A 25,306-nucleotide genomic window follows, 5' to 3' on the forward strand; every position below is an offset into this window, starting at 1 on the left:
TTTAACTTCCTCGAAGAACACCAGCATTGATCTGATATTAACCGGCCAGACGAAACTGTTTCAGTGAGGCGCGTGCATCTCCCCTGCTGATGTCCGGAATAATCATCAATTCCAACGCTATCACTCCTTTAAGATCCACACTGTAGTGTTCAAGCTCGCAACTGCAATTTGGCGGACTGAAATGATATTGCTGACGCACAATCTCCTGATACACTCCACTTTCACCTGCTGACCAGCGCAATAAAAATTCCTGCGTACGTTCGCGTTCATTTTCTTCAAATACCAAATGAATGGTACTGATCGTTTGCGGCTGATCAAAACGTAAACGGATGGTCTGTCTGCCCGGGTGTTGCGCACGCCAGCTCTGTTCGCTTTCTGACAACAGAGATAACTCTATGGGATAATTCGGGTCTTCGGATGTCAACTCAACCTGCGCCAACGATTCGATATCAAGCCACTGGCGATGGTTGGCGGCAGCGGAATTATCTGGTCTTTCCTGGCTAATGATCGCTTTACGCATTTGTGTATCTCTTAGGTTATAGACATTAATTGCTTTCGAAGATTAAACCAGCGACTATTTTATTGAGTCGGCCTTGCTCACCTGTTTCGTTCTGCAGCGCATCGCCATCCTCTAATCCACGCGCCTGCTGCTGCCGAATCTTTTCGATATAGGCCAAGCTACATTCAGCCACTTTTTTCTTGAGCAGTTCCAGGTGACTGACAATTTCATCAGGCGATCTAACCCAGGTTTCTATGAACACGCCTTCGGCCGGTTTTATTTTTGGCGATGACCCATGTTTGGCCAGCATGTCATTAAAGTTTTGGCACCAGTCGGCGGGGGCTTTATGAGAGAGCTTGAAGTAGAGGTCGATATAGGGCTCTTTCCTGACACGTGGCTGACGCCGCTCATCCAGGCCCACAATTTTTATATCACTGATACCTTCCATACGATCAGCTCCTAATGTGAGCACATGACATGTGAAATAAATACTCCGGCAATATTGAAAGAACAGGAGATATTGGGCGTACTATTTACGCTGGCGCCGGATTGAGGAAAAAACAACACTAATGATAATAACACCAATGGGCCTCAAACCCTAATACATTCATTGAATATTCGGAAATTACTGCTTTTTTCGCTGCCTTCTTAGCGCCTCAAAAATCAGAACCTGACTTTATATCTCTGGCTGTCCCGATACCTCCTTAACAAAAAACCAACAAACCCGCCAATGGTGGATTTGTTGGTTAGCCACTTGGAAATGAACATTACAGTGAATTCCAGGTCACCGTTTTAGTATCGTCAACGATGCCGTCGCCATTTGAATCCGTTTCCAACCGGACATTCGTCGAATCAATAGTTGTCATGGTGATCTTCGTGTTATTCGCACCGGTAAGCACCATTACACCACTACTCGGATCATTCACACCAAGCCCCATAAATGGCGCGGTTGTCTTAGCAGTTACCGAACCACCCAGCTTAACGCTGGCCATCTTCCCATCAAGTGCAAAGATATATTCGGTAGTGTTGTCGTTATCAGTGCCAGTGATAGCGAAATCGATCAACTGAATGGTGTCTGAACTATCGCTAATAGTAAACGTATCTCCGCCTGCTAGCGCAGAGAATTCAAATTTGAACAACACATTATCCGAGGTGGACATTGTGATTGCGGCCGCACCATTCATTGTTGTGTTTTCTCCCGCCTCAGTCCACACAAAGTTGCTGTATGTTGTCTTAGCGGCATAGGACCATGCTCCACCCACAGTAAGATCACCCGTCACCGAAGTGAATGCGATTGTCACCGAGCCATTAGTTTTTACGCCATCCTCAATGCAGTTATTCTCAATTATAGTAACTATATCATCCCCCATATCCGGTGTATCTTTATCATCCCAGCCAGTATTGCGCGTACCACCACCAGGGCAATTCATCACAGGAAGCGAAATAACTGCTCTTGCCGTATTAGGAGTAAGCTGATTTTTCTGCGCCAGCGCCTTCATGACATTTTGATGAACCAAACCGCGCAGGTTGAAATGGGTACTTTCATCAGATGGACCAGAGAGACTTGCGACCAAGTTGCTGCCCCCCGTATTTTTTCCTCCACTCCCTGCGGAGTAGGCCACGCCAGCTGCAGTTGCGGCATTGTTGCTGGTCAGCGAGACAGCGGATGTAGAGGCCGGGGCAGAACCAACCCTTGGTTCCGCTTCCCCTCCCCCACCACAGGCCGCCAGTGTGGTTGCCAAAAACGCGGTGCCCAATATTCCGATCGATTTCATAAAATATTTCCTCCCGTTATTTCTGATTGTTGATTTCTTTTAAGACTTATATATCTCCATTTATTGAAGCCATCCCCTAATAATCTTTTAGTGTTTTCAGAAAACGTGTATTTATCCAGTATAGCCCGATACAGTTCATTATCCAGGCATGACTTGGTGCAGGAGCAGGATCAGCAAGATTACTAATGTGATATTTCAAATAGATTGATTACTGCCTGAGAACCTCTGATTAATAGACTAAACTTTATTGAGTAATGCAGAGAGGGGATAGCTGAACCTTCTCCCCAACGTCTTGTGACTACAGAAGCCGAATGATCAACTGCAACACCAATGCCGCATAAAGTGCCGCGACAACATCATCGACCATAATGCCAAAGCCGCCTTTCACTTGGCGATCGAGTTGGCGAATGGGAAAAGGTTTGGTGATATCAAACAAGCGAAATAATACAAACCCCATCAGCCACCACCAGCCTTCCACGGGAACTGCAATCATGGTGATTAAATAACCGACAATTTCATCCCAGACGATACCGGGATGGTCATGCACGTTGAGATCGCGGGCAGTGGTGTGGCAAATCCAAATTCCGAATACAAACATCAGGGCGACGACAGCCAGATAAAACATCATCGGCAAGCCCGCAAGCGCGAAGTAAATGGGCAATGCGATTATAGTCCCCCACGTGCCTGGCGCCTTGGGCATGACGCCGGCGCCAAAACCAAAGGCGAGGATATGAATCGGATTGCGCCAATGTGGCGTGGGTAAGTTAGCTGCCAAAGTGTTGATACCCCGTTACAGCAAGTTTCTGATCCCGGCCTGCCAGATGTAACCGTAGGCCCGGTTTCGATTCAATCTGGCCGATACAGGCGCAGGGACAGCCGATGCGCTGCATGGCTTGTTCTACTTCTTGTCGCTGGTCAGCGGATGCGGTAAAGCACAATTCGTAATCGTCACCGGCGCTGATGGCCATCTGCCACCAGGCGTCACCGTTTTTCTTCAGCTCAGTGGCGACGGGTAGCTGTTCCAGATTTATGACTGCGCCAACCCCGCTCGCTTCCAAGATGTGCCCCAGATCCGCCGCCAGACCGTCGGAGACATCGATCGCGGCCGTGGCCAACCCCCTGAGGGCCAATCCGGCATCGATTCGCGGCTGAGGTTTTTCAAGACGCTCGATGAAATAGGCAGCGTTTTCGATCTTGCGGGCAGGATGTCCGCGGTCCAAATCAAGCCGCAATTTCAATCCTATTCCGGCATCACCTATCTGCCCGGTCACAAAGATCAAATCGCCTATATTGGCCTTTGACCTCATCAACGCCTGCCCCGTCGGCACCAGACCCGCAATTTGCACGGATACTGTGAGCGGGCCACGGCAGGTATCTCCGCCAATAAGTTGCAGCTGGTAACGTTCCGCCAGCTCAAAAAATCCGGCGGCAAAGGCTGCCAGCCAATCGGCATTGGATTCTGGCAAGGTCAGCGCCAAAGTCGCCCATGCTGGCTCCGCCCCCATCGCTGCCAGATCGCTGAGATTGACGGCCAGGGATTTATAACCGATGTGCGCAGGAGATGTATCCACTGGGAAATGAACACCGGCAACCAGAGTATCAATCGCCACCACCAGCTGCTGACCTGCGGGCACTGTGACCAACGCGGCGTCATCACCGATACCTAAATCAACATCGCTGCGTTGAACACGTTGCTGCTTGAAGAAGCGTTCGATCAAGCCGAATTCGGTCAAGGCCATAAAGCTTTTTGATCCCCTTCCTGCTTTCGCGCTGAATACATCGGCATTTATACAAGGTACGACGAGAAAGAAATACACGTTACTCTGTCGGCGGTTTCAACCACCCCTTCCGCTTCGCGTCCACATCCCGCCCGGGGTGCGCGTGCGCACCCGTTCGTCGGGAAAAAGGTCCACTGGACCTTTTTCTCTCCCTCCTCACCCTTATCCAAGGAGGGGAGAGAAACTCTCCTCCTCCCGAAGGGGTGGGGTGGTGGGCTTAGGGCCACCTAACCCACTCTACATTATGTTGTGACGATGATTACTTGGATTTGGATTTTGCCGAACTCTGAATTTCCACTGCCCGGACTTGTTGCGCTACTTTATCCAGGACACCGTTGACGTATTTAAAACCCTGCTCGGCGCCGAAGACCTTCACCGCCTCCAATGCCTCATTGATGGCAACGCGATAAGGCACTTCCGGCTTAAACATCAGCTCGTACGCCCCCATGCGCAACACGGCGCGCTCAACCCCATCGACTTCCTCGACGGAGCGATCAAGATAGGCTTGCAGACACGTATCCAGTTGATCCAGATGCGTAACGACGCCATAGAGCAGGTCCTTGAAATAAGGGATGCTGACCTTGCCCATATTGCGCTCGACCAGAAATTGCTCGAAGATTTCAACAAGATCATTGCCGGTCACTTGCCATTGATAGATGGCCTGCACCGCGCAATGTCGCGCTTTGGAACGGGAACGACTCAAAAAAATTCTCCAACGATGAGTAGCGTTGCTGTGTCAGCAATGCTTACAGTGAATCCACTTTCCGCAAAACATTGACCATTTCAATGGCCGACATTGCGGCTTCGACACCTTTATTTCCGGCCTTGGTACCGGAACGCTCAATCGCCTGCTCAATGGTATCGACGGTCAAGACGCCAAACGCGACCGGCACATTAAATTGCAATGCCGCGCTAGAAACACCTTTGACAGCCTCTCCAGCCACATATTCAAAGTGTGGTGTACCACCCCGAATCACCGCACCAATAGCGATGATAGCGTCGTGTTTCTTTTTCTGAGCCACACGTTGTACGGCCAAGGGCAATTCAAAAGCCCCCGGAACGTGAATCAGATCGATGTCCTTGACCTTGACGCCATGGCGCACCAGGCAATCGATGGCACCGGCGATCAGATGATCGACCACGAAGCTGTTAAAGCGGCTGGCGACAATGGCAAACCGTGCCCCTGTGGCATTGAAATCACCTTCGATCCGATTAACTTCGTGCATTTTTTATCCTTTCAATGCGAATTCCGGGATGTCGCCAAACTTCGCTCTCCGTCACCCCTGGGTTGCACTATCGCTTAACCCAGGCTACAAAACATTATCTCATTATTGATCCCCTCACCCCAACCCTCTCCCTGAGGGAGAGAGAGTATTTCGGCGAGCTATCAATTTCTACGCCAATGATATAGCGGCCGCTATTCTAACTGTCCTGAATATATTCCACTACTTCCAGGCCAAATCCGGGCAAACCGTGGAGCTTACGCGGCGCCCCGACCACCCTCATCCGGCGCACCCCAAGGTCAGCCAGGATCCGTGCCCCGACCCCATAACTGCGCAGGTCTACGACCTGGGGCGGCCGCGGCAGGGTTACCCCGCGATCCTGGAGCTGATAGTCACGGATACGGCGCACCAGCTCATCCGGTTTTTCCTGCCGCCGCAGCAAGACCACGACGGCATTGTCCTCATTGGTAATGTGTTCCATAGCCACCTTCAGCGGCATCCCGCAATCGCCGCGCTGCGCGCCAATGAGATCGCTCATCGTATCGGTCAGATGCACCCGCACCGTCACTGGCGCCTCGCCCTCAACCCGCCCTTTAACCAGGGCCAGATGCAAACCTTGATCGACATAATCCTGATAGGCATATAAATGAAACTCGCCATACTCCGTCGCCAGATTACACTCGGCCACGCGCTCAACCGTACGCTCATGACGCAATCGATATTGAATCAAATCGGCGACCGTTCCCAACTTCAGCCCATGCTCGCGGGCAAAGACTTCCAGTTGTGGCCGTCGCGCCATGCTGCCATCGTCATTGAGGATTTCGATAATCACCGATGCCGGCTCAAACCCCGCCAGCCTCGCCAAATCACAACCGGCCTCGGTATGTCCGGCGCGCGTCAAAACGCCCCCCTGTTGCGCCATCAACGGGAAGATGTGTCCCGGCTGCACAATGTCTTCCGGCTTGGCACTGGGATTTACCGCCGCTTGCACCGTCGTTGCACGATCCGCAGCAGAAATGCCTGTGGTCACGCCCTGCGCTGCCTCGATCGAAACCGTGAAGTTGGTGGCATGTTTGGCATTGGTATCCGCCACCATCAGTGGCAACCGCAATTGCTCACAACGTTCACGCGTTAACGTCAGGCAAATCAAACCACGTGCATAACGCGCCATGAAATTGATATCTTCCGGCCGCACACATTGCGCCGCCATCACCAGATCGCCCTCATTTTCGCGATCTTCATCATCCATCAGCACCACCATTTTACCCTGGCGGATGTCAGCGATGATTTCTTCAACGGTATTCAGTTTCATCGCGATTCAATCCTTGAGATAACCATGCGCGCGTAATAATTCCAGACTCACGCCTGTTTGCCCTGGTTGCGCTGCACGTTCACCCAGCAATAAACGCTCAAGATAACGGGCGATGATATCGACCTCAATATTCACGCGTCGATCAACGGTATATTCGCCGATGGTCGTCAGCGTTGCCGTGTGCGGAATGATATTCATTTCAAAACAGGCGCCATCAACGGCATTCACGGTCAAACTGACGCCATCGACACAAATTGAACCTTTGACCGCAATATATTTGGCCAAGGCGTCCGGCACGCGGATAGTGAAACGGATCGACTCACCGACTGCTTCACGCCGCTCAATCACTCCCACGCCATCCACATGGCCGCTGACCAGATGGCCACCTAAACGTGTGGTCGGTGTTAATGCCTTTTCCAGATTGACACGCCGACCGACAGTAAACTCACCGATCGTGGTGCGACTCAATGATTCCGCCGATACGTCCATTGCAAAACCAACGGCATCATGCGCCACTGCCGTCAGGCAAACACCATCCACCGCAATGCTATCCCCCAATGCGATATCGGAAAGACCCAACGCCGGCGCGTCTATGCGCAAACGGCGATCAGCGCCTTTGGCAGTAATCGTGGCAATGGTTCCCGTTTGTTCGATAATGCCGGTAAACATGATGCTTACTTTCCTTAAAACAAAAAATCTAACGCAGAGACGCAAAGACGCGGAGAAAAGCAACTCAAGGGCTGAATCTTTCTAACATCTCTGCGTCTTTGCGCCTCCGCGTCGGATTTTTGGGTTTTAACGGTTAACTCACTGCACAGGCCGTGCCGTCAACCGCAAATCCTGCCCTACCATCCGCACATCCAGAATTTCCAGCGCGACACGTTGTGTCATTTGCTCAATCACCGGCAAATGAAACAACGGGCGCGCCGTTTGTCCCAACAAATGCGGTGCCATGTACAAAATAATCTCATCCACCAATCCCGCCGCCAACAAGGCGCCGTTCAGGGCGGGGCCGGCTTCAACCAGCAAATCGTTAATTTCGCGCCGCGCCAATTCCTGCAACAAACGTGTCAAATCCAGATGGCGGCCACTATGATCGTAACCGGTTTCGATGATGCTGGCACCTGCCTTGATCAACGCTCCTTTGCGGCCTGAGTCAGCCTCGGCGCAACCCACCCAGATTTCACCCGACACCGAAAACAGTTTTGCCGTTGACGGCAAACGCAAACGGCTATCTACAATCACCCGTACCGGTTGCCGCGTCACCTCTGGTAACCGCACATCAAGCAACGGATCATCCGCCAAAACCGTTTCGATACTGCTTAAAATTGCCGCACTTGATGCCCGTAACCGTTGCACATCCTGACGGGCGGCATCACTGCTGATCCATTGACTCACGCCCGACGCCAGCGCGGTATGACCATCAAGACTCATCGCCAACTTGCAGCGCACAAAAGGACGCTCGCGGCGACAGCGGCTGATAAATCCGGCATTCAGCGCCGACGCTTGTTCCGCCAACAAACCAATCTCAACGTCAATGCCCGCTGCCCGCAACTGCGCCACACCACGGCCGGCCACTTGCGGAAACGGGTCTTCCATCGCCACCACCACCCGCGCCACTTCAGCCGCCGTTAATGCCTCGGTACAAGGTGGTGTGCGACCATGATGGCTGCACGGTTCAAGGGTGACATATACTGTCGCGCCGTGCGCCCACACCCCTGCTTCACGTAACGCAAATATCTCGGCATGAGATTCACCCGCACGTTCATGCCAACCCTCACCTACGACCCTGCCATCCTTGACGATGACACAACCGACGCGGGGATTAGGATGCGTCGTATTGATTCCGCGCGCGGCAAGCTCCAGCGCTCGCGCCATGTAACGGTAATCATCTGCGGAAAATGCGGTCATGGGAAAGGATTACACCTAAAAAATTCCAACGCTGAGGCGCAAAGACGCAGAGAAAACCCAGGTAAAAGAAAAAATGGGACTTCAATTTGGCATCTCACCGAACTGTTGACACTCCAGCTTTGTTAGCATGTTATCTTGCAAGCGCGTTCTCAGGAGAAAATTTAAAATACACCAATGCACGCGACCACTCTGCATTAACTCCGCGTCTCCGCGTCTCCGCGTTGGATTTTTTCCGGCGCAGGCGCCGTATCCTCGCCCGGCAACAAGGAAATCTGCTGTTTCTTCAATTGTGCCGATGGTTCTTTCTCCAGACGTTCGATCGCCTCGCGGAATTCGCTTACATCTTCAAAGCTGCGGTAAACCGAAGCAAAACGGATATAGGCGACTTGGTCCAACTCGGCCAGCGCTTCCATCACCCACTCGCCCAGCAGACGCGAGGGGACTTCTCGTTCACCCGTGGCACGCAACCGGTGCTTGATCTTGTGTAATGCCTGTTCTACCGCATCGGTATCGACCGGGCGTTTTTCCAGCGCCCGCAACATCCCGGAACGGAGCTTTTCTTCGACGAAGGGCTGACGGCTGCCATCCTGCTTCACCACACGTGGCATGCTCAGCTCGGCGGATTCGAAGGTGGTGAAGCGTTCGGCGCAAGTTAAACATTCGCGCCGCCGCCTCACGTTATCACCCTCATTGGCGAGGCGCGAGTCAATGACCTTGGTATCAGCCGCACCGCAAAACGGACAGCGCATCGTCGCTCCTCGCCCTCTCTATACCCCGCCTAGCCCTGATACACCGGCAGGCGGCGACAGATCTCCGCCACCCTGGCCTTGACCTTGGCGATCGCCTCGGCATTACCACGGGCATCGATAATGTCGCAGATCCATCCTGCCAACGCTTTGGAATCGGCTTCATTAAAGCCACGGGTGGTAATCGCCGGCGTGCCGATGCGAATACCGCTGGTCACAAACGGTGATTGCGGATCATTAGGCACTGCATTCTTGTTAACAGTAATGTGGGCACTACCGAGCCAGGCATCGACATCCTTACCGGTCAGACCTTGCTTGATAAAACTGACCAGGAACAAGTGATCGTCCGTACCACCCGACACCACATCGTAATCGCGCTCGATGAACACCTTGGCCATCGCCCGGGCATTGACCACCACCTGCCGCTGATAATCCTTGAAAGAAGGCTCCAGGGCCTCCTTAAAAGCCACTGCCTTGGCAGCGATGACATGCATCAAGGGGCCACCTTGGGTACCAGGGAAAATCATTGAATTAAGCTTTTTTTCGATCTCAGGATTGGCCTTGGCCAGGATGATCCCGCCACGAGGGCCACGCAACGTCTTGTGCGTGGTTGAGGTGGTGACATCAGCGATCTTGACCGGGCTCGGGTAAACCCCGGCGGCGATCAACCCGGCGACGTGGGCCATATCCACCATCAGATAGGCACCCACGCTATCGGCAATTTCACGGAAGCGTTGCCAATCCACAACTCGGGAATAAGCGCTAAAACCGGCCACCACCATCTTCGGCTTATGTTCCTTGGCCAGAGCCTCGGCCTGATCATAGTCGATCTCGCCGGTCTTCTCGTTGAGGCCGTATTGAACCGCATTATAGATCTTGCCGGAGAAATTGACCTTGGCGCCATGGGTCAAATGTCCACCATGGGCCAGACTCATGCCCATCACGGTATCGCCTGGATTGAGCAGGGCCATGTAGACTGCGGCATTGGCCTGAGAGCCGGAATGCGGCTGGACGTTGGCGTAATCGGCACCAAACAACTGCTTCACCCGGTCGATGGCCAGCTGTTCGGCAATATCCACATATTCGCAACCCCCGTAGTAGCGCTTACCGGGGTAACCTTCCGCATATTTGTTGGTCAGCACTGACCCCTGGGCCTCGAGTACCCGTGGGCTGGCGTAATTCTCGGAAGCGATCAATTCGATGTGCTGCTCCTGCCGGACGCGCTCCTGTTCCATGGCGCCCCACAGTTCTGGGTCAAACGCCGCTACGGTCATATCCTTGGTGTACATGGCTAGGCCTACTCTCCGCTGGTTGATGCCTTAAAAAAAGTGAATAAGGATACCTGATTCCAGAGCTTTCTGCATTCTGATATACTTACAAATCGATAGGTTATTGTGCAAAAACTGAAAAACCAAGAGGGAAGAAATGTTTATGCTTTACAAGCATTCCATGAAATGCTTATTATCGCTTTCAAAAACATGCTCCCAATAATAAAACAATAACCATATAATTTTAATTCATTTTTAGCGCCACGACTATTGCCAGTCACCACGCATGCTGTAGTTAATGGTTTTTTAGAGGATAGAGAATAAAGTTCGGGCTGATTTGTCAACGTTGTATTTGCAGGAACAGGGATCACCCGAACGGACCTCGGGCAACAACAAAGCAGTGCGGCTTACGAGGTGGCACTTTGGCAGCACCAACAACACACCCTTCGAATTCAGGACGTGACCGCATCCTGCGGATTCTGGATGTCCTGGGTACGACTCAGACGGGTAGCAGCGTACTTCGCCACATCGATCGCACCCTTGTTGAGATTGAATCTCAACATCAGCGTGCGGATCTCTTGCATTGTCGTTTGCAGCAAGATCTGATCGGCGCACTCACTGAGGCATTACCTGTGGGTTCCCCGTTGCGGGTCGATCTGCATCTGCTACAGATCAGCATCACCCCTAACCTGAATCCGGAACAACTCGAATCCGTTTATCAGCAGCTCAAACAGCTGCTCAATGAACAACGCAAATTGAACCATTCGGAAACAGCCGCGCTAAAGCAAGCCATGGCCGCCGTCGTCAGTCAATTCGACACTCCACTGCCCGCCAGCACGGTAGAACACATTAGCGAAAGTATTAAACAAACAGCGCCCGCGAAAAATTCTTTCGCGCCGAGCACCGCCGTGGTCACGGGAGAGGATGCGATTCCTTTTTGCCCGGTCCCTCACATTGATAAGACACGGGACAATATCCAACTCATCCAGGAATGTCTCGGCGAACAAGTCCATCACGCAATTGTACTCAATCATGAACTGGCAGATCTGCTGCGTAACACAATGGATGCATTAAGCCAGGTCGATACCACACAGGAAGTTAGCGCCATTCGCGATACTTATCTGCGCCAATGTGGCAACCTGATCAAATCGCATCAGGATTTGGTGACCAAGTTTGATTCCATCCATCGCAAGCTGGAAGATATCGAACTATCGAGCGAACATCTGTCTGAAGAGCTAGCACGCGTGCATCGCCTCAGTATTACCGATGAATTGACATCACTCCCCAATCGTCGCGCCTTATTGCAACGGATGGAAGATGAAGTGATGCGTGCTCAGCGCTATGGCACACCGCTGGCATTGGCGATTATCGATCTGGATGAATTCAAACCCATCAATGATAAGTACGGCCATGCCGCCGGCGATGCCGTGCTCAAGCATTTTTCGCAGCACATCCTCGCCGTATTCCGCCACCACGATACCGTGGCCCGTTATGGTGGCGAAGAGTTTGCCGTCTTGATGCCGAACACCGACATCGATGGCGCCTTCAGCGCCCTGGATAAGGTCAAACAGCGCATCTCCGAGTCAAAGTACGTCATGGATAGCGGTGTTGCAATTACGACACCCACCTTTTCCGCCGGGATCGCGCTCTACAGTCCGGGTGAAACTCCAGATGAGTTAATCAAGCGCGCCGACATGGCGATGTATCGCGCCAAGCGCAGCGGCCGCAGCCGCATTGAAGTTCACACCATGGGGACACAGAAGACGCGGCAGCATCTCGTGGCTGAAAACCACTAAACAAAAAAACCCGCCGCAGCGGGTTTTTTTATGAGAGGTATTTACACTAACTTCTAGGGCCGCGTATCGAGTTTGGCACCTTCTTGCTGCACCGGCATCAGATTCTCCCGCGAAATACCCAGCCACATCACAATCGGACTGGCAACGAGCACCGAAGAATAGATGCCAAACAAAATACCGATGGTCAACGCCAGCGCAAAGTAGTGCAAGGTTGCACCGCCGAACAACAGCATGGAAAACACCATCAGCTGCGTCATTAAGTGCGTGATCACGGTACGGGACATGGTGCGGGTGATGGCGTTATCGATCACCTCCGACACCGATGCCTTGCGCATCTTGCGAAAGTTTTCGCGTATCCGGTCGAACACAACCACTGATTCATTCACCGAGTAACCTAAAATCGCGAGCACACCCGCCAACACGGTGATTGAAAATTCCCATTGAAACAGGGCGAAACAGCCAAGAATAATCACCACGTCGTGCATATTTGCAATGATCGCTGCCACCGCGAAGCGCCACTCAAAACGCAACGCCAGATAAGCCATAATCCCGGCACAAACCAACAACAGTGCCAACCCCCCACTCTCGTACAATTCCTTTCCAACCTGCGGGCCGATGAATTCAACGCGCCGCAATTCAACAGTGGGCTCAAGCTGCCGGAGCACATTGAGCACATTCTGGCTCTGTTGGGCCGAAGAGACATCGCCTTGCAGTGGCAACCGGATGAGCACATCACGCGCCGTACCAAAATTCTGCACGGTCACATCGTGGTAGTTGTTATTCTCCAGAGTAGCTCGAATCTGTTGCGCGTCTGCGGCCTGTTCGTAATGCATCTCCATCACGGTACCTCCCGTGAAATCGATACTGAGATTCAGACCACGAACTGTCAGCGCTGCCACCGCAAGAACAAATGTCACTGCCGAAATCACCGCCGTGATCCCGGCAAACTTCATGAACGGGATATCACTCCTTACGGGGAAAAATTCCATGTGCTTACTCCCAGTTAAATCTTCAGCTTGGTCAACTTACGTTGACCGTAGATCACATTGACCAAAGCACGCGAGACGAGCACGGCGCTGAACATCGAGGTCAGGATGCCGATACACAACACCACTGCAAATCCGCGCACCGGTCCCGAACCGAGCAGAAACAGCGCCAGACCGGCGATGAATATAGTGACGTTCGAGTCGAAAATGGTGTTCCAGGCACGATCATAACCCGCATAAATCGCGGCCTGCGGTGACGACCCTGCCCGCATTTCATCGCGGATACGCTCAAAGATCAAGACATTACTGTCGATCGCCATGCCTACCGTGAGCGCAATACCGGCAATACCCGGCAAGGTCAGCGTCGCCTGCAACAGCGACAGGATCGCGATCAGGCACACGATATTGACGAACAAGGATATGCCGGCCAACACCCCGAAAAAGCGGTAATAAATCGCCATGAACAGAGCAATGACGGCGAAACCGATCAGCGTTGAATTAAAGCCCTTGGCGATATTCTCCGCACCCAGGCTCGGGCCGACGGTGCGTTCCTCGATAATTTCGATTGGCGCCGAGAGCGCACCGGCACGCAACAACAAGGCCAGATCGCGGGCTTCTTCAGGATTGTCCAGACCTGTGATCTGGAAACGTTTGCTAAAGGGCTCGCGAATTTGTGCCAGGCTGATGACTTCTTCCACCTTGCGTTTGGTCTTGACCTGTTGACCGTCGATCGTTTGGGTATCGATCTTGGTCTCGATAAACACCACCGCCATCAGCTTGCCGACATTTTCCTTGGTGGTGTCATACATCTTGTTGGCGCCCTTGCCATCAAGACTGATGAATACTGCGGCACTGCCATCGCGCTGATCGATGCCCGAAGAGGCATCAATAATGGCATCGCCCGTGATAATGATCCGGTTCTTGAGCAACACCGGTTGACCATTACGCTCTTTGTATAACCTGGCACCCGCTGGGACGCGCCCTTGCAGCGCATCCTGCACGGTATGGGTGTCGTCAGCCATCCGAAATTCCAGTGTTGCCGTGGCCCCAAGGATTTCCTTGGCGCGAGCGGTATCCTGTACACCCGGTAACTGCACCACGATGCGACTCTCACCCTGCTGCTGGATCACCGGCTCGGCAACGCCCAGTTCATTGACGCGATTACGCAGCGTGGTGACGTTTTGCTGCACGGCAAATTTTCGCGTTTCGCGCTTTTCCTGTTCGCTGATCTGCCCAGTGACATAATAAGTTCCATCGCTATCTTCCGTAGCCAGGATCAGATTGCGATATTGAGTCTTCAGCAACTCAAGCGCTTTATCACGCTCGGCAGCCTCGCGGAATTTGAGTTCTAAACCCCTGCTACTACGGCCAATGGTAAGATAACGCGTTTTCTTATCACGCAACAAAACGCGAAATTCTTCAACATACCGTTCCTCGGCCAGACCAATGGCCGCTTCGGTATCGACATCCAGCAGAAAGTGCACACCACCGCGCAAATCAAGACCGAGATACATAGGCTTGGCGCGGATTGCACCCAGCCAGCCTGGCGTCGCTGGCACTAAATTAAGCGCAATAACATAGTCGCCGGCCAGATCTTGATTCAAATTATCCCGCGCCAAAAACTGATCTTCAGTATTGGCGAAACGCACAATCAAGCCACGGGGTTCAGACTCAATCGACTTGGGGGTAATCCCCATTTGCTTCAGGCGCGCCCGTATATCATCAACAGCCGCAGCATTGAGACCACCGCCATGACTCGCAGAAATTTGCAGCGCCGGATCTTCGCCATAAAGATTGGGCACGGCATAGAGTGTGCCCGCCGCAACTATGATGACGATCAGCAGATTTTTCCACCACGGATATTGATTATGCATGCGTTTAAGATCCCGATCTTAAATCCGGAGGATGATTAGCTCTTGAATGTGCCCTTGGGCAGTAATGACGCAATGGCGGATTTTTGCACTTGCATCGTAACACCCTCCGCTACTTCCAACGAAATGAAGTTGTCATCGACTTTACTTACGCGGCCGACAACGCCACCATTGGTCACCACTTCATCGTTTTTGGACAATGATTCACACATTTTCTTGTGCTCCTTGGCGCGTTTCATCTGCGGGCGCAGCAACAGGAAATAGAAAATAATGAAAATTACGATCAGAAATACAAAATTGATCAGGCCAGCTTCACCGCCCGCTGCGGGTGCTTGTTGTGCCCAGGCATCGGAAATCAGAAAACTCATGGCTTACCCCTTCCTTATGTTTTATCGATTATTCCCAGCGCGGGGAACAGCGTCCCCGTGAAAGGCCGTCATTATGCCACAGCTTCCCGGCCTTGGCTGCGACGGGCATAAAAGTCTTTGATAAATGCCTCCAGTTGCCCGGCAGCGATTGCCTGCCGCAAGCCCTTCATCAGTTCCTGATAATAGTAGAGGTTGTGGATGCTGTTCAGGTGGGCGCCCAAGATTTCATTGCACTTGTCCAGATGTCGCAGATAAGCGCGACTGTAGTGGCGGCAGGTGTAACAACTGCAGTTTTCATCCAGGGGCCGGGTATCGCTTTGATAACGGGCATTGCGGATGCGGATCTCCCCGCCGTGGACAAACAGATGGCCGTTGCGGGCGTTGCGGGTCGGCATCACGCAATCGAACATGTCGATGCCGCGCCGTACCGCCTCGACGATATCCTCCGGCTTGCCCACCCCCATCAGGTAACGGGGCCGGTCCTCCGGCATCTCGGGCATGAGGTGGTCGAGGATCATGACCCGCTCAGCCTCAGTCTCACCCACGGAGAGACCACCGATGGCATAACCGTCAAAACCGATTTCACGCAGCCCGGCGATGGAAACCGAGCGCAGCGGTGGATACATCCCCCCTTGCACGATGCCGAACAAGGCGGCCGGGTTATCGCCGTGAGCGGCCTTTGAACGCTTGGCCCAGCGCAGGGATAGTTCCATCGACTCGCGCGCCTGCTGCTCAGTGGCCGGATACGGGGTACATTCATCAAAGATCATGACAATGTCGGAGCCCAGCGCCCGCTGTACTGCCATCGAGGTCTCGGGGTCGAGGAAGACGGCATCGCCATTGACCGGCGAGCGAAAACTCACCCCTTCTTCGCTGATTTTGCGGATCTCGCCCAGGCTGAACACCTGAAAGCCGCCGGAATCGGTCAGGATCGGCCCCTGCCAGTTCATGAAATCGTGGAGGTCACCGTGGGCCCGGATCACCTCGGTGCCGGGGCGCAGCATCAGATGAAAGGTGTTGCCAAGGATAATTTCAGCACCTAGCTCACGCAGTTCTTCCGGCAGCATCGCCTTCACCGTGCCATAGGTCCCCACGGGCATGAAGGCCGGCGTTTCCACTGTGCCACGCTCAAAAGTCATACGCCCGCGACGGGCGGCACCATCGGTTTTTAATAGTTCAAACTGCATTTTGTCTTTCGCTATCCAATCTACGGGGGCGCCATTATCCCACTGTGACCCTCATTTCGTCATCCAGTGTGCGTATTGCCGATCTTGATAACAGAGCAGTAAGCTTCACATGCTAGAATCGCGGCACATTAATTATTACCGAAAGCACACGCAGAATGATTGAAAAAATTATTGCCGTACTCGCCGGCTTCATCATCGCCACTATTTCACACTTGGGCTACGGCGGCATTGTGCTGCTGATGGCGATCGAGAGCGCATGCATCCCTCTGCCTTCCGAAATCATCATGCCGTTCGCCGGTTATCTGGTTTACATGCAGACCATGGAGCTGTGGGCCGTGGCACTGGCGGGGGCGGTGGGCTGTGTGCTGGGCTCGCTGATGGCTTATTACGTCGGTATGAAGGGCGGCCGGCCGCTGGTGGAAAAATATGGCCGCTATGTCCTCGTGTCGCATCACGACCTGGCACTGGCCGACCGCTGGTTTCAGCGCCATGGCGACATCACTATTTTCATCGGCCGCCTGCTGCCGGTAATCCGCACCTTCATCGCCTTTCCTGCCGGTATCAGCCGCATGGCGCTGGGACGGTTCTGTGTCTACACCTTCGCCGGATCATACATCTGGAGCTGGGGGCTGGCGTGGATCGGCATGAAACTCGGTGAAAACTGGAAAACATTAGGCGTCTATTTTCACCGCTTCGACGTATTGATCGGCGTCATCCTGGCGGCAGCCATTGGCTGGTATATCTACCGGCACATCAAAAACGGCCGGCGGACAGCTTAAATTGCTTGTTTCGTAACAAACATCGCATCACCATAACTGAAGAAGCGATACCTCTGCCTGATTGCGTGTTGATACGCCGCCATCACTGATTCATAACCCCCGAAGGCGCAGACCAACATCAACAGGGTCGATTCAGGTAAATGGAAATTGGTGACCAGGCAATCGACCACCTGGAACTGATACCCCGGCGTAATAAAAAGCCGCGTCTCACCCTGGAACGGTTTAAGTTGGCCGTCACTCACGGCCCCTTCCAAACTCCGTACTGCAGTCGTGCCAACCGCCACCACCCGGCCACCGCGCTGCCGGGTCCGTTCGATAGCGGCACAGGTTTCGGCGCCAACCTCGACCCGCTCGGCGTGCATCCGATGGTGCTGTAGGTCATCAACTCGTACTGGCTGGAACGTTCCCGCCCCCACATGCAGGGTGACGAAAGTCGACTCGATCCCTTTGTCGCGCAATCGATCAAGCAAGGGCTGATCGAAATGCAGCCCGGCGGTGGGCGCTGCTACCGCACCAGGCCGCCGCGCGTAGACGGTCTGATAACGCTGGAGATCATGGGTATCATCGGCCCGGTCTATATAGGGTGGCAGCGGGACATGTCCGGCGGCGTCCAAAATCTCCAACACTGGCCGAGGATCAAGAAACCGTAGCTCGAATAAGTCATCATGACGGGCTCGCACTTCGGCGCTGATGCCACCGTCCAACTGCAATGTCGAACCCGGTTTCGGAGACTTACTGGCCCGAATCTGCGCCAGCACGTCGTGTTCGTTCAGGACCCGCTCGACCAGCACCTCGATCTTGCCGCCGCTCAACTTGACGCCGAACAGTCGTGCAGGGATCACCCGGGTATCGTTGAATACCAGCAAATCACCCGCCGCGAGCAAATCGACGATATCGCTGAACTGACGATCCACACGCTGATGCGAACCATGGTCCAGCACCAGCAAGCGGCTGCCACAACGCTCCGCCAATGGCCGCTGGGCAATCAGCTCCGGCGGCAGCTCAAAATGAAAGTCACTGCGCTGCATGGGCGGCGATGGTAGCAGGTTATCGCTCGCGGGGAAATTCAAGGCGTAAAATCCAACGCGGAGGCGCAGAGGCGCGGAGAAGAGCCAATGCTTGGGGGATCATTGAAGCCACAGGGCAGGTATCAACGAACCGTTTATTTTGGAGTTTTTCCTCTGCGCCTCCGCGTTGGATCTTTAACCCCCATCCACTACTTGCCGATCGCGCCAAATCGGCTATACTACGCACCTCCCCGCGCCGGGATGGCGGAATTGGTAGACGCGCTGGACTCAAAATCCAGTGATGGTGACATCATGAGAGTTCGATTCTCTCTCCCGGCACCAGGCACTTGCTGTGCCTTGCCCAAAATTAATGATACCGATCACCACAGATGCACCTTGCATCTTGGTATAATTATTCTTTAAATTTACACTTGCAGCATCACTGCGAAAAACGGAATCAATAAAAAGCATGGCTGGCACACGTTACTCTCTTGAAGTTCAACCGATCATTCCCGAACGACTCAAAGGTCTTGAAGAACTCGCCAATGACCTGATGTACAGCTGGGACCGGCAAATCCGCTCCCTCTTTGCCCGGCTTGATACTGAACTGTGGAGTGCGTGCAGCAATAATCCAAAAGTTTTCTTGCGTCGCGTCGCCCAATCGCGCCTCGACGAAGCCGCGCAGGATTCGATTTATATCGAAGATTACACGCGCGCCATCTCCGCCTATAACGCTTATCATCGATCGCGCAAACTGACCACGACCGACACCCTGCTCCAGCCGGGACGCGATCTGATCGCTTATTTCTGCGCCGAATTTGGTTTTCACGAAAGCCTGCCCATTTATTCGGGCGGCCTGGGCATTCTGGCAGGCGACCACTGTAAGGCAGCCAGCGATCTCGGCATCCCCTTCGTTGCGATTGGCATGCTCTATCGTCAAGGTTATTTCACCCAGACCATTGACGCTCAGGGACAGCAAATTGCCCATTACATGCCGACCAATTTCGCAGACCTGCCCGTACAACCGGCGCTCAACGACGAGGGGCAGGAGATCCATGTTGAGATTGAATTACCGGAACGCAAAATTCGTCTGAAACTCTGGCGCGCCAAGGCGGGCCATATCGATCTCTACCTGCTCGACAGCGATCTCCCTGAAAACAATCGTCAGGATCGTTCCATCACCTATCAACTCTACGGCGGCGGTTCCGATACTCGTATCCTGCAGGAAATCGTCCTCGGCATCGGCGGCGTTCGCGCCATCCGTGCCCTGGGCCTCCAACCCAGCGCCTGGCATATCAACGAAGGTCATGCCGCCTTTCATATCCTTGAACGTTGCCGTGAACACATCAACCAAGACATGGACTTCGACAGCGCTCTGGAATTAGTCGCCTCGGGCACCATTTTCACAACCCATACGCCTGTCCCTGCTGGGCATGACATCTTCGATCACGACTTGATCAAGCCTTTGTTCAACAGCTACGTTCCTCAGCTTGAAATCAGCATGGAGCGTTTTCTTGAACTGGGCAGTTCACCAATTAATTATCGTGGTTTCAACATGACTTCCCTGGCACTGCGCGGTTCACGCTTTCATAATGGTGTCAGCCGTATTCATGGTCAGGTTGCTTCACGCATGGAAAGTTACATCTGGCCACAAATTCCTCATGAGGAAAATCCGATCGGCCATATCACCAACGGCGTGCACTTACCCACATTCATCGCGCGCGAGTGGACCAGCCTTTTTGATATCCGCTTTGGCGCTGAATGGCGAAATGCATTACTCAATGAAAAATATTGGCATCGCATCGACAGCATCCCCAATTACACCTATTGGAGCGTGCGTCAATCACTTAAATCGGAATTGTTTGCCGAACTCAAACATCGCTTGACCATCCAGCTCCGTCGCAATTGTTGTTCCGAGGTACAGATTGATCGAGTCACTCGCTTTCTCACGCCCAATGGCAACGATATTCTGACGCTGGGATTTGCCCGCCGGTTTGCCACTTACAAACGGGCAACACTCCTTTTATCCGATCCGGAACGCCTCGCACGTCTGGTCAATAATCCTGAACGCCCGATGATCTTGATCTTCGCCGGCAAGGCACACCCCAGCGATCAGCCCGGCCAAAATCTGATCCGCAGCATTCATGATTTGTCAAAGCGGCCGGAATTCGAGGGGCGATTACTATTGCTCGAAGGTTACGACATCGAACTGGCGCGCAAACTGGTGGCCGGCGTAGACGTTTGGGTCAACACGCCGGAATATCCACTGGAGGCCAGCGGAACGTCAGGCCAAAAAGCAGGCATGAATGGCGTGGTGAATCTGAGTGTCCTCGATGGCTGGTGGGGCGAAGGTTACACCGGTGATAATGGCTGGGCAATTCGTCCACATGGCTCGCAATATTCAGCAGACTATCGTAACCACGAGGAAGCCGATACATTGCTCGACATCGTCGAGGATGACTTGATACCTCTGTATTACAAACGCAATGGTCACGGCCATTCTGATGACTGGATCAAAATGTCCAAGGCTTCGATGAAATCCATTATTCCGCGTTATAACTCTCAACGCATGGTCATGGATTATGTGCGTAATTATTATTACCCCGCCAGCAAGGCCCGAAGAGCGCTCGGCGCCGACAATGGCAATCCTGCACGACAACTCGCGCAATGGAAACACAAAATCCGCCAAGCCTGGCCCCATGTCAGCATCCGGCGTTTGGACGAATCGATTGAGGAAATCAAAACCGGCGCTACATTGCCGATTCAGATCGCCGCTTCATTGCATGACCTGAATGCCAGTGACGTGATTGTTGAGTGTCTGCTCGGCGGGGAAGATGGTAATCGTGAATTCAAAGTACATTCATGCCATCCACTCACTGCCAGCAGCCATAATAACGAGGGGGAGACCATATTCACGATTGATCTTCACCCGGTCTTGGCTGGCTTGCAATACTACAAAATTCGTTGCTATCCCTATCACCGGTCGCTGAGCCATCCCTTTGAAACGGGATTGATGCTTTGGCTCTAAACCACTAGACACACACTACTACCCCCACCTGTGGTTCGCTACGCCTTGAGCATTTTCCATCGCTACGGCACCCTAAACGGCCCCTCCCACGCGGGGCTATTTCAACGCTCATTGCGCACAGCATCATCCAAACAACACTAGCTATAACATTGTTTATTGGCAACATTATCGGCCGATACCAATATTACTATTTAATATCTAAAGCATACTTTTGCGTAACAGACATGGAAGGGGAATAACTACATGCGTTTTGGCCTGGGCACGAAACTACTGCTCCTGTTCATTCTAAGTAGCATCATTGTGGGATTCTCGACTCTTTACACCATAATGTCATCGTCTGCCAGCATAGAGGCAATGTATGCCGAGCTTCGGCATCTGGATAGCGCACAGGATGAAATTTTCATAACCCAGATTGCATTTGAAACAGAGGTCCATGAATGGAAGAATGTCCTACTGCGGGGCGCTGATGACACGCACCTGAAGCAGCGCTGGAATATTTATGAGGCGCAATATGCCAAAGTAGTCGAGCTCACCAACACTGCCATCAAAGACATTCCCTCAGACATAGTCAAGCAAAAATTGCATGGGTTCTTGGCCATGCACGAATCAAATCACCAGAAGTATCAAGCTGCTATCGATATCTTGCAGCAGAGTAGTTATCGCAACATCCAGTCTGCGGATAACAGCGTTAAGGGCATAGACAGACCAGCCATGACTCTATTGTACGAGACTTCAGCTGCAGTAGATCTGGCGGCGGAGACGCGTGGTGAAGAGATCTTGCGACAAATTAAAATAAAAATGAATATCGGGATGGCAGTCGAGATCGTCACCCTATTGCTAGGTGGTGCATTTATTTATTTTGTTATTAATAGACAACTTACCCGACCCATATTTAATCTGGCGGGAAGTATGAAGAAACTGCAAGATGGCGATTTCACTGTCGTTATAGATCATAAAGCCAATGATGAAGCAGGCTATATCGCAGAATCCGCCAGACAACTGGCACAACAACTTGGCAGACTGATTGCAAATGTAAGGGTTGCGGCGGATCGATTGGCGGAGACTGCACAACGCGTCGCAATGGTGTCACGCATGACTAGCGAAGGGGTAAAGAGTCAGCGCGATGATACCGACCAGGTTAACCTCTCAATGAACGAAATGTCACAGTCCATGCTTGCCTCCGTCGAAAACTCGGGGACGGCCGTAACAACCGCCGAGGATGTGAACCGACAAATTGGAGTCATCGGCAAAGTGCTCGATGAGTCGGTAGCCGCAGTAAAGTTGTTGGCCAATGATATCAAACAGACAGCGACCCTGATCGAGGCGCTCAAGGACGAGAGCCAAAACATTGGACAGGTCGTCGAAGCCATTCGTGGTATTGCAGATCAAACCAACCTGCTGGCGCTCAATGCTGCCATCGAGGCCGCACGTGCCGGAGACCAGGGACGGGGGTTTGCTGTAGTAGCTGACGAGGTCCGCAAACTGGCGCAGACCACACAAGCTGCCACGCAAGATATCAATCAGCGTATCGAAAAACTTCAAGCGAGCGCGAGTAGCGCAGCATCGGCCATGATGGAAGGCTGCAACCGGGCAGACGTGAGCGTTTCACAGACCCTTGAGGCGCGTAGCGCCTTAAGCAATATTACGCAATCAGCAACGACAATCCGTGAAGTGAATAAAAAAATCGCCGAAATATTGAAGGATCAGCAAGCAACCGCGAAAGCAATCACCAACACCATTCTGAACATCAGTCAGGTTGCCGAACAAACCTCATACAGTTCCAAACAAACCTCCGACGAGATCGAAACAGTAGCCGACGCTGACCGCCAAGGAGAGCGAAGCGGTGGCGGTTAGTCCCCGATAGGCGACCCCGTCCGTGGACTCGGAGTTGAGAGCGATAGCGAGCGACGTAGAGGCTGCGGCAGCGGGTATAGTCGCCGTAGAGTCATTGTGGTAGCTATGTTGAGTGCCATGAGAGAGCGAAGCGAACGATGTTGTACGAAGACGTAGCGGACGCAGGACGGTCGGGGCAAAAGGAATCAGTTGTCGCGTCAGCGAGTCAATTTATGGCATGGACGCCATAAATTGGTCACGAGGTAGCGACACTATCGTGAAGCAGTTTATCTGGATAACCTAGTGAAGAAATTCGTTTTGGCCGAACAACTAGGCTCACGACACACTGAAGTTGCACGACCAACCTCCGCACCTGCCAGCAAGAATGACAATATCGATTTGTTCTGAGCGATAACAGGGCTTAACTCGCCGCTCACGCCCTTTTTGATATCTACACTAGCCGATCAACGCACAAAACGGCCGTATGTCTCTACCATATGACGCAGCCGCTCCGCCGTCGACGGCTCAAATTGATCCCATGAAAAACGCCAAGTCCAGTTATTGCTAGTGGTACCTGGCATATTCATTCTGTGCTTTCCATCCAGACCCAATATATCTTGTAACGGAATGATCGCCACCTGCGACACAGAGGCCAAGGCACAGCGGATCAAGGCCCAAGGCATGAACTCATTGGTTTGACCTAGATAATCAAGGATTCGCACCTGCAAATCAGGATTCAGATTATTGTACCAACCGACAGTCGTATCGTTATCATGCGTACCCGTATAAACAATGAAATCAGACTGATGGTTATGTGGCAAATAGGGATTGCTTGCACCGCCCTCAAAGGCAAATTGTAGGATTTTCATGCCAGGCAACCGAAACTGTTTACGCAAAGATTCAACCTCGGGCGTAATAATCCCAAGGTCCTCCGCAACCAGCGGCAGTGGATCAAACGTTTCCTGCAACGATTGAAACAGGGCTTCGCCCGGCGCCTTCACCCAACGACCTTCGATTGCAGTCTGGGAATGTGCCGGAATCTCCCAATAAGCCTCAAAACCGCGAAAGTGATCGATGCGTACCCAATCAAATAACGCCAGTTGAGTCGCAATGCGTGCCTTCCACCATTTAAAGCCATCGGCCTCCATCCGCTCCCAACGATAATGAGGGTTCCCCCAGCGTTGCCCCGTCGCCGCGAAATAATCCGGCGGCACTCCTGCGACAGTGAGCGGCTGCCCTGCTTCATCAAGCGCGAAATATTCAGGATGTCCCCACACTTCTGCGCTATCGTGCGAAACAAAAATCGGCATGTCACCAAACAACAGCACGCCGCGATCACTGGCATACCGACGCAATTCTCGCCATTGCCAGTGAAAAATGAACTGTTCGAAGCGAATACGATCGATATCCTCTGACAAGGACTTGCGCGCGCGCGCCAGCGCTTTGGGCTCACGATCACGGAACTCGGCGGGCCAATCCAGCCAACTCTTGCCGCCGTGTAATTTGCGCAACGACTGGAACAATGCGTAATCATCCAGCCAGTGACTCTGTCCCAGCTGAAAACGCCCGAATTCCTCACGCTCCTGCTGAGTCGCGCGCGCCTGAAATCCGCGCCACGCCTCATTCAATCGCTGATAGCGATAACCTCGTGCCTCAACATGCGCTGGCACCTTTTCGGCATCTAGCCAACCGCGCGCGATCAACCAATCAAGACTGATTAATAATGGGTTACCGGCATGGACTGACAAGGCATGATAAGGCGATAAATCACCATGCGTCGGCGCAATCGGCAACATCTGCCAGAGGCTGATTCCGGCCGTGGCGAGAAACTCAACAAAACGATAGGCATCGGGTCCCAAATCACCATTACCCATACCACCTGGCAGCGAAGTGGGATGCAAGAGAACTCCAGCGCGACGGCGTCCCATCGGCGACCGAT

General features: G+C 52.9%; 22 protein-coding genes and 1 tRNA gene. 5 read left to right on the forward strand and 18 right to left on the reverse strand.

From position 1 onward, the window contains the following. Positions 1-37 precede the first annotated feature (37 nt). From HY272_01450 to HY272_01505, 12 genes are all read right to left on the reverse strand, one after another. On the reverse strand, positions 38-520 hold the full coding sequence (locus HY272_01450) for a hypothetical protein (protein ID MBI3771361.1): 483 nt from the start codon (positions 518-520) through the stop codon (positions 38-40). A gap of 25 nt (positions 521-545) precedes the next feature. After that, the gene (locus HY272_01455) at positions 546-947 is read right to left on the reverse strand and encodes a hypothetical protein (GenBank protein MBI3771362.1); all 402 of its coding nucleotides are present in this window, start codon (positions 945-947) and stop codon (positions 546-548) included. Between the two features lie 319 nt (positions 948-1,266). Then, positions 1,267-2,274, reverse strand: coding sequence for a hypothetical protein (locus HY272_01460; GenBank protein ID MBI3771363.1), 1,008 nt, complete (start codon positions 2,272-2,274; stop codon positions 1,267-1,269). Between the two features lie 298 nt (positions 2,275-2,572). Continuing rightward, on the reverse strand, positions 2,573-2,974 hold the full coding sequence (locus HY272_01465; GenBank protein MBI3771364.1) for a phosphatidylglycerophosphatase A: 402 nt from the start codon (positions 2,972-2,974) through the stop codon (positions 2,573-2,575). Between the two features lie 64 nt (positions 2,975-3,038). Further along, a complete protein-coding gene (gene thiL / locus HY272_01470) occupies positions 3,039-4,013 on the reverse strand; it encodes a thiamine-phosphate kinase (GenBank protein MBI3771365.1) in 975 nt (324 codons plus the stop codon). Between the two features lie 298 nt (positions 4,014-4,311). Then, entirely contained in the window at positions 4,312-4,755 is a 444-nt protein-coding gene (gene nusB, locus HY272_01475; GenBank protein ID MBI3771366.1) for a transcription antitermination factor NusB, read from the reverse strand. Positions 4,756-4,798: 43 nt separating this feature from the next. After that, a complete protein-coding gene (gene ribE, locus HY272_01480) occupies positions 4,799-5,278 on the reverse strand; it encodes a 6,7-dimethyl-8-ribityllumazine synthase (GenBank protein MBI3771367.1) in 480 nt (159 codons plus the stop codon). Between the two features lie 196 nt (positions 5,279-5,474). Beyond that, positions 5,475-6,587 (reverse strand): 3,4-dihydroxy-2-butanone-4-phosphate synthase, encoded by a 1,113-nt coding sequence (gene ribB, locus HY272_01485; GenBank protein MBI3771368.1) that lies wholly within the window; start codon positions 6,585-6,587, stop codon positions 5,475-5,477. A gap of 6 nt (positions 6,588-6,593) precedes the next feature. Then, entirely contained in the window at positions 6,594-7,256 is a 663-nt protein-coding gene (locus tag HY272_01490) for a riboflavin synthase (protein MBI3771369.1), read from the reverse strand. Between the two features lie 138 nt (positions 7,257-7,394). Beyond that, on the reverse strand, positions 7,395-8,465 hold the full coding sequence (gene ribD / locus HY272_01495) for a bifunctional diaminohydroxyphosphoribosylaminopyrimidine deaminase/5-amino-6-(5-phosphoribosylamino)uracil reductase RibD (GenBank protein MBI3771370.1): 1,071 nt from the start codon (positions 8,463-8,465) through the stop codon (positions 7,395-7,397). A gap of 227 nt (positions 8,466-8,692) precedes the next feature. Beyond that, positions 8,693-9,247 carry a transcriptional regulator NrdR gene (gene nrdR / locus HY272_01500; GenBank protein MBI3771371.1) on the reverse strand — a complete coding sequence of 185 codons (555 nt, stop codon included), beginning with the start codon at positions 9,245-9,247 and terminating at the stop codon, positions 8,693-8,695. Between the two features lie 29 nt (positions 9,248-9,276). Then, positions 9,277-10,533 (reverse strand): serine hydroxymethyltransferase, encoded by a 1,257-nt coding sequence (locus tag HY272_01505; protein MBI3771372.1) that lies wholly within the window; start codon positions 10,531-10,533, stop codon positions 9,277-9,279. Between the two features lie 401 nt (positions 10,534-10,934). Between HY272_01505 and HY272_01510 the strand changes: the two genes are divergently transcribed. Further along, positions 10,935-12,308 (forward strand): GGDEF domain-containing protein, encoded by a 1,374-nt coding sequence (locus HY272_01510; GenBank protein ID MBI3771373.1) that lies wholly within the window; start codon positions 10,935-10,937, stop codon positions 12,306-12,308. 53 nt (positions 12,309-12,361) lie between these two features. Here HY272_01510 and secF read toward each other — a convergent pair whose 3' ends face one another. The 4 genes from secF to tgt all read right to left on the reverse strand — a co-directional run bounded on the left by secF (position 12,362) and on the right by tgt (position 16,720). Beyond that, the gene (gene secF, locus HY272_01515) at positions 12,362-13,297 is read right to left on the reverse strand and encodes a protein translocase subunit SecF (GenBank protein MBI3771374.1); all 936 of its coding nucleotides are present in this window, start codon (positions 13,295-13,297) and stop codon (positions 12,362-12,364) included. A 14-nt stretch (positions 13,298-13,311) separates the two neighbouring features. Further along, positions 13,312-15,168 carry a protein translocase subunit SecD gene (gene secD, locus HY272_01520; GenBank protein ID MBI3771375.1) on the reverse strand — a complete coding sequence of 619 codons (1,857 nt, stop codon included), beginning with the start codon at positions 15,166-15,168 and terminating at the stop codon, positions 13,312-13,314. 35 nt (positions 15,169-15,203) lie between these two features. After that, the gene (gene yajC / locus HY272_01525; GenBank protein ID MBI3771376.1) at positions 15,204-15,533 is read right to left on the reverse strand and encodes a preprotein translocase subunit YajC; all 330 of its coding nucleotides are present in this window, start codon (positions 15,531-15,533) and stop codon (positions 15,204-15,206) included. Positions 15,534-15,604: 71 nt separating this feature from the next. Further along, positions 15,605-16,720 carry a tRNA guanosine(34) transglycosylase Tgt gene (tgt, locus tag HY272_01530; GenBank protein ID MBI3771377.1) on the reverse strand — a complete coding sequence of 372 codons (1,116 nt, stop codon included), beginning with the start codon at positions 16,718-16,720 and terminating at the stop codon, positions 15,605-15,607. A gap of 155 nt (positions 16,721-16,875) precedes the next feature. Between tgt and HY272_01535 the strand changes: the two genes are divergently transcribed. Then, positions 16,876-17,499 carry a DedA family protein gene (locus HY272_01535; protein ID MBI3771378.1) on the forward strand — a complete coding sequence of 208 codons (624 nt, stop codon included), beginning with the start codon at positions 16,876-16,878 and terminating at the stop codon, positions 17,497-17,499. Here the strand turns inward: HY272_01535 and queA are convergent. After that, a complete protein-coding gene (gene queA, locus HY272_01540) occupies positions 17,496-18,527 on the reverse strand; it encodes a tRNA preQ1(34) S-adenosylmethionine ribosyltransferase-isomerase QueA (protein MBI3771379.1) in 1,032 nt (343 codons plus the stop codon). The two genes, HY272_01535 and queA, sit on opposite strands and share 4 nt — an antisense overlap. Positions 18,528-18,761: 234 nt before the next feature. Here queA and HY272_01545 point away from each other — a divergent pair. The 3 genes from HY272_01545 to HY272_01555 all read left to right on the forward strand — a co-directional run bounded on the left by HY272_01545 (position 18,762) and on the right by HY272_01555 (position 23,388). Continuing rightward, positions 18,762-18,848, forward strand: a tRNA-Leu gene (locus HY272_01545). 127 nt (positions 18,849-18,975) lie between these two features. Further along, on the forward strand, positions 18,976-21,534 hold the full coding sequence (gene glgP, locus HY272_01550; protein ID MBI3771380.1) for an alpha-glucan family phosphorylase: 2,559 nt from the start codon (positions 18,976-18,978) through the stop codon (positions 21,532-21,534). 243 nt (positions 21,535-21,777) lie between these two features. Continuing rightward, positions 21,778-23,388, forward strand: a complete 1,611-nt coding sequence (locus HY272_01555) for a methyl-accepting chemotaxis protein (GenBank protein MBI3771381.1) — start codon at positions 21,778-21,780, stop codon at positions 23,386-23,388. 443 nt (positions 23,389-23,831) lie between these two features. Here HY272_01555 and malQ read toward each other — a convergent pair whose 3' ends face one another. After that, positions 23,832-25,295 (reverse strand): 4-alpha-glucanotransferase, encoded by a 1,464-nt coding sequence (gene malQ, locus HY272_01560; protein MBI3771382.1) that lies wholly within the window; start codon positions 25,293-25,295, stop codon positions 23,832-23,834. Positions 25,296-25,306: the final 11 nt, after the last annotated feature.

Source organism: Gammaproteobacteria bacterium (genome assembly GCA_016200485.1).
GTDB lineage: Bacteria > Pseudomonadota > Gammaproteobacteria > Tenderiales > Tenderiaceae > JACQEP01.

Bases quoted from the DNA above. Each gene is read 5' to 3' on its own strand.
- HY272_01460 (MBI3771363.1), bottom strand. From the start codon at position 2,274: ATGAAATCGATCGGAATATTGGGCACCGCGTTTTTGGCAACCACACTG.
- tgt (MBI3771377.1), bottom strand. From the start codon at position 16,720: ATGCAGTTTGAACTATTAAAAACCGATGGTGCCGCCCGTCGCGGGCGT.
- HY272_01535 (MBI3771378.1), top strand. From the start codon at position 16,876: ATGATTGAAAAAATTATTGCCGTACTCGCCGGCTTCATCATCGCCACT.
- HY272_01505 (MBI3771372.1), bottom strand. From the start codon at position 10,533: ATGTACACCAAGGATATGACCGTAGCGGCGTTTGACCCAGAACTGTGG.
- malQ (MBI3771382.1), bottom strand. From the start codon at position 25,295: ATGGGACGCCGTCGCGCTGGAGTTCTCTTGCATCCCACTTCGCTGCCA.
- ribD (MBI3771370.1), bottom strand. From the start codon at position 8,465: ATGGCGCGAGCGCTGGAGCTTGCCGCGCGCGGAATCAATACGACGCAT.
- secD (MBI3771375.1), bottom strand. From the start codon at position 15,168: ATGCATAATCAATATCCGTGGTGGAAAAATCTGCTGATCGTCATCATA.
- ribB (MBI3771368.1), bottom strand. From the start codon at position 6,587: ATGAAACTGAATACCGTTGAAGAAATCATCGCTGACATCCGCCAGGGT.
- HY272_01490 (MBI3771369.1), bottom strand. From the start codon at position 7,256: ATGTTTACCGGCATTATCGAACAAACGGGAACCATTGCCACGATTACT.
- yajC (MBI3771376.1), bottom strand. From the start codon at position 15,533: ATGAGTTTTCTGATTTCCGATGCCTGGGCACAACAAGCACCCGCAGCG.
- nrdR (MBI3771371.1), bottom strand. From the start codon at position 9,247: ATGCGCTGTCCGTTTTGCGGTGCGGCTGATACCAAGGTCATTGACTCG.
- secF (MBI3771374.1), bottom strand. From the start codon at position 13,297: ATGGAATTTTTCCCCGTAAGGAGTGATATCCCGTTCATGAAGTTTGCC.
- HY272_01555 (MBI3771381.1), top strand. From the start codon at position 21,778: ATGCGTTTTGGCCTGGGCACGAAACTACTGCTCCTGTTCATTCTAAGT.
- HY272_01465 (MBI3771364.1), bottom strand. From the start codon at position 2,974: ATGCCCAAGGCGCCAGGCACGTGGGGGACTATAATCGCATTGCCCATT.
- glgP (MBI3771380.1), top strand. From the start codon at position 18,976: ATGGCTGGCACACGTTACTCTCTTGAAGTTCAACCGATCATTCCCGAA.
- HY272_01455 (MBI3771362.1), bottom strand. From the start codon at position 947: ATGGAAGGTATCAGTGATATAAAAATTGTGGGCCTGGATGAGCGGCGT.
- queA (MBI3771379.1), bottom strand. From the start codon at position 18,527: ATGCAGCGCAGTGACTTTCATTTTGAGCTGCCGCCGGAGCTGATTGCC.
- ribE (MBI3771367.1), bottom strand. From the start codon at position 5,278: ATGCACGAAGTTAATCGGATCGAAGGTGATTTCAATGCCACAGGGGCA.
- HY272_01450 (MBI3771361.1), bottom strand. From the start codon at position 520: ATGCGTAAAGCGATCATTAGCCAGGAAAGACCAGATAATTCCGCTGCC.
- thiL (MBI3771365.1), bottom strand. From the start codon at position 4,013: ATGGCCTTGACCGAATTCGGCTTGATCGAACGCTTCTTCAAGCAGCAA.